The sequence below is a fragment of the Immundisolibacter sp. genome, assembly GCF_041601295.1.
Taxonomy (GTDB): domain Bacteria; phylum Pseudomonadota; class Gammaproteobacteria; order Immundisolibacterales; family Immundisolibacteraceae; genus Immundisolibacter.
In genome coordinates this window covers 1-7,008 of record NZ_JBFIII010000123.1, presented here as the reverse complement: position 1 = coordinate 7,008, position 7,008 = coordinate 1, and the positions used below count along the sequence as shown (strand labels likewise).

At 65.6% G+C, this 7,008-nt stretch carries 9 protein-coding genes; 8 read left to right on the top strand and 1 reads right to left on the bottom strand.

The window, feature by feature from the left end:
- Positions 1 to 12: 12 nt before the first annotated feature.
- The 8 genes from ABZF37_RS12940 to ABZF37_RS12905 all read left to right on the top strand — a co-directional run bounded on the left by ABZF37_RS12940 (position 13) and on the right by ABZF37_RS12905 (position 6,364).
- Positions 13 to 165, top strand: a complete 153-nt coding sequence (locus ABZF37_RS12940; RefSeq protein WP_372720579.1) for a methylenetetrahydrofolate reductase — start codon at positions 13 to 15, stop codon at positions 163 to 165.
- Positions 166 to 259: 94 nt separating this feature from the next.
- Positions 260 to 514: an AbrB/MazE/SpoVT family DNA-binding domain-containing protein gene (locus ABZF37_RS12935; protein ID WP_372720577.1), complete on the top strand. Its 255-nt coding sequence runs from the start codon at positions 260 to 262 to the stop codon at positions 512 to 514.
- The gene (locus ABZF37_RS12930; protein ID WP_372720575.1) at positions 511 to 930 is read left to right on the top strand and encodes a type II toxin-antitoxin system VapC family toxin; all 420 of its coding nucleotides are present in this window, start codon (positions 511 to 513) and stop codon (positions 928 to 930) included. The genes ABZF37_RS12935 and ABZF37_RS12930 overlap by 4 nt, the downstream gene beginning before the upstream one ends.
- A gap of 90 nt (positions 931 to 1,020) precedes the next feature.
- Positions 1,021 to 2,370: an adenosylmethionine--8-amino-7-oxononanoate transaminase gene (locus ABZF37_RS12925; RefSeq protein ID WP_372720573.1), complete on the top strand. Its 1,350-nt coding sequence runs from the start codon at positions 1,021 to 1,023 to the stop codon at positions 2,368 to 2,370.
- Positions 2,371 to 2,393: 23 nt separating this feature from the next.
- Positions 2,394 to 3,986 (top strand): glucose-6-phosphate isomerase, encoded by a 1,593-nt coding sequence (gene pgi / locus ABZF37_RS12920; RefSeq protein ID WP_372720571.1) that lies wholly within the window; start codon positions 2,394 to 2,396, stop codon positions 3,984 to 3,986.
- Between the two features lie 251 nt (positions 3,987 to 4,237).
- Positions 4,238 to 4,507, top strand: a complete 270-nt coding sequence (locus ABZF37_RS12915; RefSeq protein WP_372720569.1) for a type II toxin-antitoxin system Phd/YefM family antitoxin — start codon at positions 4,238 to 4,240, stop codon at positions 4,505 to 4,507.
- Positions 4,504 to 4,920 (top strand): type II toxin-antitoxin system VapC family toxin, encoded by a 417-nt coding sequence (locus ABZF37_RS12910; RefSeq protein WP_372720567.1) that lies wholly within the window; start codon positions 4,504 to 4,506, stop codon positions 4,918 to 4,920. Before ABZF37_RS12915 ends, ABZF37_RS12910 begins: the two co-directional genes overlap by 4 nt.
- 88 nt (positions 4,921 to 5,008) lie before the next feature.
- Positions 5,009 to 6,364: a TrpB-like pyridoxal phosphate-dependent enzyme gene (locus tag ABZF37_RS12905; RefSeq protein WP_372720565.1), complete on the top strand. Its 1,356-nt coding sequence runs from the start codon at positions 5,009 to 5,011 to the stop codon at positions 6,362 to 6,364.
- A gap of 19 nt (positions 6,365 to 6,383) precedes the next feature.
- Here ABZF37_RS12905 and ABZF37_RS12900 read toward each other — a convergent pair.
- Positions 6,384 to 7,008, bottom strand: a 625-nt coding sequence (locus ABZF37_RS12900) for an ABC transporter permease (RefSeq protein ID WP_372720563.1), incomplete at its 5' end; no start/stop codon positions are given.

Sequence of the window (7,008 nt, the reverse complement as noted above, 5' to 3'; positions counted from 1 at the left end):
TTCGGCGATGATCTGGGCAGCCTGCGCGCCTTTGGGCTGGACGTAACCCTGACGCTGTGCCGGCGCTTGTTGGATGGCGGCGTGCCCGGCATTCACTTCTATACCCTCAACCGCGCCGAGCCGTCTGCCACGCTGTGGCAGACGCTGGGGTTGTCGCAGGGCTGACGGGGTCGAGTACGAAGCCCTTGGCAGTTGCCGGCCTCGTCTTACCTGGTAAGACGACATGCTAGAGTGCGACCGGAAGTCTCCGGAGCCCGCCATGTCGTCAGTCACTGTTTCAACAAAAGGTCAGATCGTGCTGCCGGCCGAGGTACGCCGCACGTTGGGTATCGTCGGCGGCAGCCGGCTTGAGGTCACCGTGATCGGCAACGAGGTCGTCCTCAAACCCGTGCGGGGCGACCCGGTGCAGCCGCGAGATTGTGTGAGCACCATACCTAATACTGCCGGATCCCTGTCCGTAGAGCGCATGGATGAGTTGCTCGATCAGGCTTTTGTGCGCAACGCGAAACCGTGATCGCGCTCGATACCAACATCCTGGTGCGCCTGTTTGTCGAGCCGGCGGATGATCAGGAGCGCTCCCAACAGGCCGTGGTGCTGGCGCATCTGGAATCGGCGCAATCGTTTTTTGTGCCATTGAGCGTATCGCTGGAACTGGCATGGGTACTGGGCAAGGTGTACCGCTGCGATGCCGAGGTTTTGCGTGACATGCTGGACCATTTGACGCGTTTGGCAAACGTGGACGTGGAAGCGGCGGCGGATCTTATGCGCGCCGCGGACATGCACGTCGCCGGGCTGGATTTTGCCGATGCCTTGCACTGTGCGCGATCGGCGCAATGCTCCGCGCTTTTGACATTCGATGACCGGCGATTCGCACGCAAGGCCAAACGATTGGCGGTGCGGCCGAGTGTGGTGGTGCCGAAGGCCAAATAGCGGTGCAGACCCGAGTTTTCGGTTGAAACGTCCATCGGCAGGACTCTCGCCGCCGGCTTTTTTCGGAAGCCCGCGCCTACAATTGCTGCCATGAACAACGCCGACTTCGTTGCCCGGGATCTGGCCGTGCTGTGGCATCCGTGCACGCAGATGCAGGATCACGAGTGGCTGCCGCTGGTGCCGATCCGCCGCGGCGCCGGCGTGTGGCTGGAAGACTACGACGGCAAGCGTTACCTGGACGCCATCAGTTCCTGGTGGGTGAACCTGTTCGGCCACGTCAATCCGCGTATTTCGGCTGCCGTGGCGACACAGGCGAGCCAGCTCGAACATGTCATTTTCGGCGGTTTTTCGCACGAACCGGCGCTGCTGCTGGCCGAGCGCCTGGTGGCCCTGACGCCGCCGACCCTGAGCCGCTGTTTCTTTGCCGACAACGGTTCGGCGGCGGTCGAGGTGGCACTCAAGATGAGTTACCACTACTGGCGCAATAGCGGCATCGCCGGTAAATCCCGCGTCATCAACCTGACCGGTGCCTACCACGGCGAGACGCTGGGCGCGCTGGGCATGGGCGACGTCGGCCTGTACCGGGATGCCTATGCCGAACTGCTGCGCGCGCCGATCACCGCACCGTCACCGGATGCGTACGCCCGCGAGTCGGGCGAAAGCTGGGCGGCGGTGGCGCAGCGGCGTCTGGCCGACATGCAGGCGCTGCTCGAGCGGCACGCGCACGAGGTCTGCGCGGTGATCATCGAACCGCTGGTGCAATGCGCCGGGGGCATGCGCATGCATCATGCCGATTACCTCACCGGTTTGCGCGCGCTGTGTGATCGCTATCAGGTACATCTGATCGCCGACGAAATCGCGGTCGGCTTTGGCCGTACCGGTACGCTGTTCGCCTGCGAGCAGGCCGGCATCGCGCCGGATTTTCTGTGCCTGTCCAAGGGTCTGACCGGTGGTTACCTGCCGCTGGCGGTGGTGTTGACCACCGACACCGTGTACCAGGCCTTCTATGCCGAGTACGCCAGCGAGCGGGCCTTTCTGCATTCCCACAGCTACACCGGCAATCCGCTCGGCTGCGCCGCGGCGCTGGCCACCCTGGATATTTTTGCCACCGAACCGGTGCTGGAGCGTAACCGCGCATTGGCGGCGGCGATGGCACGCCAGACAGCGCACCTGGTCGACCACCCTCACATTGCCGAGGTGCGGCAGACCGGAATGATCCTGGCTATCGAACTGGTGCGCGACAAGGCCAGCCGCGCGCCCTTCCCCTGGCAGGAACGTCGCGGTCTGCGCGTCTACCAGCACGGCCTCGAGCACGGCGTGCTGCTGCGCCCGCTGGGCAATGTGGTGTATTTCATGCCGCCTTACGTGATTACTGAAGACGAAATCGCCCACCTGGCGCGGGTGGCCTGCCGGGGCATCGACCTGGCGGTGGCGGACTGAGCCACCCTTTACCGAGAACCGCCATGAGCACATCCGACATGCAAGCCCAATGGCAGGCCGTGGCTGCCCATCAGGCACGCCTTGCTGATTGCCGCATGCTCGATCTGTTTGCCGACGATCCGGGGCGCGCGGCGCGTTACAGCCTGGACGTGGCCGACCTGCACGTCGATTTCTCCAAGCACTTGCTGGACGACGCGGCGCTGCATGGCCTGCTGGCGCTGGCACAGGCGGCGGAACTGCCGCGTTGGCGCGATGCCCTGTTTGCCGGCGACGCCATCAACAACACCGAAGGTCGTCCGGCCTTGCACACCGCGCTACGTGACCGATCGGCAACGCCGTTATGGGTGGACGGCGTGGATATCAAGCCGACCGTTGCTGCCATGCACCGGCAGGTGGCCGAGCTTGCCAGCGCCGTGCGCGAGGGCCGGCGCACGGGTGCCAGCGGGCAGCGCTTCACGCGGGTCGTGAACCTGGGCATCGGCGGCTCCTACTGGGGCCCGGCGCTGGCGCTCGAAGCCCTGCACACGTTTTCCTCGTCCCAGCTGCGCGTGGACTTTGTGTCGACCGTCGATCCGGCGCCCCTGCGCCGGTTACTGGCCGATTGCGACGCCGCCAGTACCTTGTTTCTGGTCTCGTCCAAGAGCTTCGGCACCACCGAGACGCTGTACAACTACCAGGCCGCGCGCGCTCACCTGGCGGCCCGCCTGGGCCTTGATGCGGCCAGTCGGCACTTCGTGGCTGTTACCGCCAATCCGGGCAAGGCGCAGGCGCTGGGCTTCGCGCCAGACAGCATCATCACCTTCCCCGAGTGGGTAGGCGGGCGCTATTCGCTGTGGTCGGCCATCGGCCTGCCTGCCGCCATTGCCCTGGGCGCCGACAACTTCGCCGGCCTGCTCGCGGGCGCCGCGGCCATGGATGAGCATTTTTCGAGCGCCGAACCGGCGCGGAACCTGCCGCTGCTGCTGGGCCTGCTGGATGTCTGGTACGCGAGTTTCTGGGGCTTTGGCAGTCGCGCGGTGTTGCCCTACGACCAGGGCCTGCGTCTGTTGCCGACCTACGTCCAGCAACTGATGATGGAGAGCAACGGCAAGGGCGTGGACCGGGCTGGCCAGCCGCTGCGCGAGGCCACCTGCCCGGTCATCTGGGGTGGTAATGGCAACGACGGCGAACACACGTTCTACCAGCTACTGCACCAGGGTCCGGCCACCATCCCGACGGAATTCCTGGTCTGTGCCCAACCGGACCTGGACCTGCCCGGCCATCGCCAGCGCCTGGTAGCGCAGTGCCTGGCGCAGGCCGAGGCGCTGCTCACCGGCGCGGCTTCGCTCGATAACCCGCACGCCCGCTGCCCCGGCAACCGGCCGAGTACGGTCATGGTCCTGCCGGCGCTCACCCCGCACACGCTGGGCACCCTGCTGGCCTGTCACGAACATCGCACCTTCACCAGCGCCATGCTGTGGCGCATCAACCCGTTCGACCAGTTCGGCGTGGAACTGGGCAAACGCCTGGCCGGCACGCTAGAGCGCGAACTGGGCGGCGAAACCGTGCCGGGCGTCGCGCACGATGCCTCCACCGCGGCCTTGTTCGACTATTGCCGCAGTCGTTTGGGCGGCTGAGTCGGCACCTGTAGTGCGAGCAGCTCGGCGTTCTTGCAAGTAACTGGCGGGGTCACCCAAGCGCCGGGCAGTTCGCGCGCCCAGGGCTTGGCTGCGCCGTCGAAGCCGGTCCGCTCTTCGCCTCAGATTGCGACGGACAGCGCACAGCCGCTGTTTTCGACCAGAAAATGAGCCGCGGCCCGGCCGTCTGTTGTTTCCGACGCAGGTCGGCGTTTAATATGACCACTTGATATGGTCACGAGAGATCTGCCATGAATATCAGCGCTGCCGAATTCAAGGCCAAATGCCTGAAACTGCTAGACAAGGTCGCCGCAACTCACGAACCCCTGGTCATTACCAAACGGGGCAGGCCGGTCGCCAAACTGGTGCCGATCGAACAGCAAGCGCTGGCGCCGCTGTTCGGTTACATGAAAGGTACGGTCACCCTCTCGGGCGACATCGTCGCCTCCCAGCAAGAGCCGTGGTCCGCGGAAACCGGCGACGAAGATGACCTCTACGCCGATCTGATGCCCGTCAAATGAACGGGTTGCTGCTCGACACGCATGTCTGGTTATGGGTTGCCGAGGGCATTGCCGGTCGCATGAGTGCGCCGACGCTACGACTCATCGAGCAAGCGAGAAATGATCGCCGCGTCTGGGTTTCGTCCATCAGCGTGTGGGAAATCGGGATGCTGTACGCCAAGGAAAAAGTCCGCCTGTCTGCTCCGTTGCGTGTTTGGATCGAGCGGGCCACCACCCCGGAGGGTTTGAGCGTGCTACCACTCGATACGCAAACTGCCCTGGAGAGCACACAACTTCCCGGCACGCCACGCGGTGATCCTGCTGATCGATTTCTGATCGCGGCCGCGCGCAGCAATGACCTCAGGCTGGTAACCGCCGACACCAAGCTCCTCGACTACGGGCAATCAGGTTTTCTCAGGGTTCTGGCTGCGTGAGCGGGAGCACTGCCATATCGGGCAGTTGATCCGCGCGGTGCCGTTCCGGCATATCGTTTTCCGTGTTGCATAACCCTGGGGAGTCGCCATGACTGACACCAAGTTCCTGTTGCCCGAGTCGGCCATTCCGACCCACTGGTACAACGTGGTCGCCGACCTTCCGACCCCGCCCGAGCCGCCGCGCGGGCCGGATGGACAGGTACTGGCGCCCGATGCGCTGGGGGCGATCTTTCCGCCGGCGCTGATTGAGCAGGAAATGTCCGCCGAGCGCTGGCTGCCCATTCCGGACGCCGTGCGCGACATCTACCGCCTGTGGCGGCCAGCGCCCCTGTATCGGGCACACCGATTGGAGCAGGCGCTCGGTACCCCGGCGCGCATCTACTACAAGTACGAGGGTGTCAGCCCGGCCGGCTCGCACAAGCCCAACACCGCCGTGCCGCAGGCCTGGTACAACGCGCAGGCCGGCGTTCGGCGCCTGACCACCGAGACCGGCGCCGGGCAATGGGGTTCATCGCTGGCGATGGCGGGGCAGATGCTGGGGGTCGAGGTGCGCGTGTACATGGTGCGCGTGAGCTACGACCAGAAGCCGCATCGGCGCTCGATGATGCACGCCTGGGGTGCCGAGGTGCTGGCAAGTCCAAGCCCGCATACCGCCTGTGGCCGGGCGATGTTGGCCGAGGACCCGGACTCGCCCGGCTCACTCGGCATGGCCATCAGCGAGGCAGTCGAGGAGGCCGCCGGCCGTGCCGACACCAATTACGCGCTCGGCTCGGTGCTGAACCACGTCTTGCTGCACCAGACCGTGATTGGCCTGGAGGCCAAGCAGCAGATGGCCTTGGCGGGCGATTACCCGGACGTCGTGATCGCGCCCTGCGGTGGCGGCTCCAACTTCGCCGGGCTGGCGTTTCCGTTCGTGGCCGACAAGGCGGCCGGCAAGCAGGTGCGCTTGCTGGCGGTGGAGCCGGCTGCGTGTCCGACCCTGACGCGCGGCGTCTATGCCTACGACTATGGCGACACCGCTGGCCTGACGCCCATCATGCGCATGTACACGCTGGGGCACGATTTCGTGCCGCCGGGCATCCACGCCGGGGGCCTGCGTTACCACGGCAGCGCGCCGCTGGTGGCTCAGTTGTGTGCGGCCGGCATTGTGGAGTCGCGCACGGTGGGGCAACTCGCCACCTTCGAGGCCGGTGTGTTGTTCGCCCGTAGCGAGGGCATCATCCCGGCGCCGGAGTCCAACCACGCCATCCGCGCCGCCATCGACGAAGCGCTGGCGGCAAAACAGGCTGGCGAGCCGCGCGTGATTCTGCTTAACCTGTCCGGCCACGGCCATTTCGACATGGCCTCTTACGACCGCTACTTCGCCGGCGAACTGCGCGATTACGATTACCCGGAGGCGGCCATTCGCGACGCGCTGACACGCTTGCCCAAGGTGGCGGGTTAGCCCGCTGGCGCGGCCGCGCTCAATCCAGGCGTTTGCGCACCCGGGTAACGGCCAGGGTGAGCGCGATCGCGGTGAACAGCAGCAGCGCGAGCAGCGGTTCCCACAGCGTGGTGATGCTGACGCCGCGCAGCATGATGCCGCGCACCAGACGCAGGAAGTGCGTCAGCGGCAGACCCTCGGCGATCCACTGCGCCGGGCGCGGCATGGCGGCGTAGGGGAACATGAAGCCGGACAGCAGTATCTGCGGCAGGAAGGTAAAGATCGCCATCTGCAAGGCCTGAAACTGGCTGCGCGCCAGCGTTGACAGCAGTACGCCCAGCGCCAGCGACGCCAGGATGAACACCAGCGCCGCCAGGTACAGCTCCAGCCCGGAGCCGCGGATGGGTACGTCGAACAGCCACCACCCGAGTCCGAGCACCACGGTCACCTGCAGCAGGCCAATGCCGATGAACGGCAGCAGCTTGCCGAGAGTCAGTTCCCACGGCGATACCGGCGTGGCGATGAGCATTTCCAGGTTGCCGCGTTCGCGCTCGCGCACCAGGGCCGAGGCGGTAAACAGCACCATGGTCATGGTCAGGATCACGCCGATCAAACCGGGCACCGTGTTCAGCGGCGCGCGCCGCTGGGGATTGTAAAAATTCACC

Coding starts and splice junctions, on each gene's coding strand:
- ABZF37_RS12935 (WP_372720577.1), top strand. CDS start 260: ATGTCGTCAGTCACTGTTTCAACAAAAGGTCAGATCGTGCTGCCGGCC.
- ABZF37_RS12910 (WP_372720567.1), top strand. CDS start 4,504: ATGAACGGGTTGCTGCTCGACACGCATGTCTGGTTATGGGTTGCCGAG.
- pgi (WP_372720571.1), top strand. CDS start 2,394: ATGAGCACATCCGACATGCAAGCCCAATGGCAGGCCGTGGCTGCCCAT.
- ABZF37_RS12915 (WP_372720569.1), top strand. CDS start 4,238: ATGAATATCAGCGCTGCCGAATTCAAGGCCAAATGCCTGAAACTGCTA.
- ABZF37_RS12925 (WP_372720573.1), top strand. CDS start 1,021: ATGAACAACGCCGACTTCGTTGCCCGGGATCTGGCCGTGCTGTGGCAT.
- ABZF37_RS12905 (WP_372720565.1), top strand. CDS start 5,009: ATGACTGACACCAAGTTCCTGTTGCCCGAGTCGGCCATTCCGACCCAC.